The sequence below is a fragment of the Flavobacterium sp. genome, from assembly GCF_029242675.1.
Classification (GTDB): Bacteria; Bacteroidota; Bacteroidia; order Flavobacteriales; family Flavobacteriaceae; genus Flavobacterium.
In genome coordinates, this window is record NZ_JAQWTM010000103.1 from 1 (window position 1) to 1,688 (window position 1,688).

The 1,688-nt window shown below is 33.4% G+C and carries 2 protein-coding genes; one reads left to right on the forward strand and one right to left on the reverse strand.

What is annotated here, in order from left to right:
• Positions 1–318: sugar transferase (locus P8M54_RS04175; RefSeq protein WP_300285532.1), on the forward strand; the 318-nt coding region annotated here is incomplete at its 5' end.
• A 39-nt stretch (positions 319–357) separates the two neighbouring features.
• On the opposite strand, the gene P8M54_RS04180 is transcribed toward P8M54_RS04175, so the two are convergent.
• Entirely contained in the window at positions 358–1,503 is a 1,146-nt protein-coding gene (locus P8M54_RS04180; RefSeq protein WP_300285535.1) for a DUF4105 domain-containing protein, read from the reverse strand.
• Positions 1,504–1,688 lie beyond the last annotated feature (185 nt).

The window sequence follows — 1,688 nt, forward strand, 5'->3', positions numbered from 1 at the left end:
CGAAAGACGAGAATAGACGAAATCCCGCAATGTATAAATATCTTAAAAGGAGAAATGGCACTAATTGGTCCACGTCCTGAAAGACCTAATTTTGTTAAAGAAATAGCAGATAGAATGCCTTTTTATGAAACAAGGCACATCATTAAACCGGGACTGACCGGTTGGGCTCAGGTGAATTATAGTTATGGAGAAACGATCGAAGACAGCTTAATAAAATTACAATATGACTTGTATTATATAAAACACAGAAGTTTTTATCTGGATTTAAACATAGCCCTTAAAACAATTACCACCGTTTTATTTTATAGAGGGCAATAGTTACTACGTTAATTTTCTTCTAAAATACCAAAGCGAATCCTAAATAATAATAGGGATTCGCTTTTTGTTTTTTAACGCTACTCGAATTAGTAGTGCCGCACTAGCTATAATTAGGGGTAGTACAATTAAAAAGTGTGCTTTATTAATTAAAAGTAAAACATAAGCAAATAAACATAGCACGTTAAAGACAGCTAATTTATAGGTCCATCTGGTGTTATTGGTAAAATAAAAAACTGCTAATAAAAGTAAACTAGGGTTAAACAGTAGAGCGTTGTAGTTGTAGGCTAATTCTAAATGATTGGAATAAAAACCCATAAAAACAAAGAACACGCCCAACAAACCCATGATAATAAAATAAAATTGGTTCAATGCTTTTTTGTTCAAAGCAACAACAACCAACAAAAGCAATAGATAGCTGTGCCCATTATTCCACCACGAAAAAGGAGTCGGTTCTTGGTACTGTAATAAGGTCATGGGTTGTTTGGCCAACAATTGATTATTGTAACGAGTTATTTTTAAGTTAGTCAGTAGTTCGAATGGTAAAAAAATATGTGTTCCTACTTCGTCTACTTTGGTTCCAAAGATGATACTTGTACCTAACTTTTCATAAAAGTGATTGTCAAAATAAGGATATAAAATAGATCGATAGGTTTTGTCAGTGTCTACTTTTTTAGTAATTATCGCACTTCCAAGCGTTTTATTTATCATGTCTACCACCATTGAGGTACAGTTTTTATCTATAAATTTGTAGGTGTAATGGCTTTCTCCTGATGCTAATGAAGTGGTTAAGTTGTCAAATAGTTGTTGCCTTAAATCTTGAGGTATCACTAATTCTTGCTCATAAACCGATCTTTTTTCATAGGTGTATTCGTTTATGAAATCAGCATACGAATGCGCTACTGCGAAATATTCTAAATCTCCCTTAGCAAATTTTGGAACAAAATTCGGCGTGTTGAAATCAAAAGCTCCGTAATTAAATACGGCATCAATAAAATTATCGGGATCCGAAATTCGGATTGCCGTATGCCCAAAAAGAGAGTAGGATTCATTACCGGTTCCGCAGGTTAATACGCTAACCTTACTGGTTTTAGACAGCAACCTAGTTTGACTAAAGCTAATGGATGTTGCTAAAAATAGTGTTATGAAGTAGAACACTTTTGTGAATCGAAAATTGGATGCAATCATTGTTTGTTTTTTATCAGTTGGTAAAAAGAGATAAATCTATTTTTAATGAAAAAATATTGGAATACAAAGCAGTACTTTGATTTCCAAGGTCTGTTAAGGCGTAGTCAATTTGAATGCCTTTGTATTTAAAACCAAGACCTATATTGGGCTGAAAGCCTATTTTTTCGGAATTGTCGAGTTGTTGT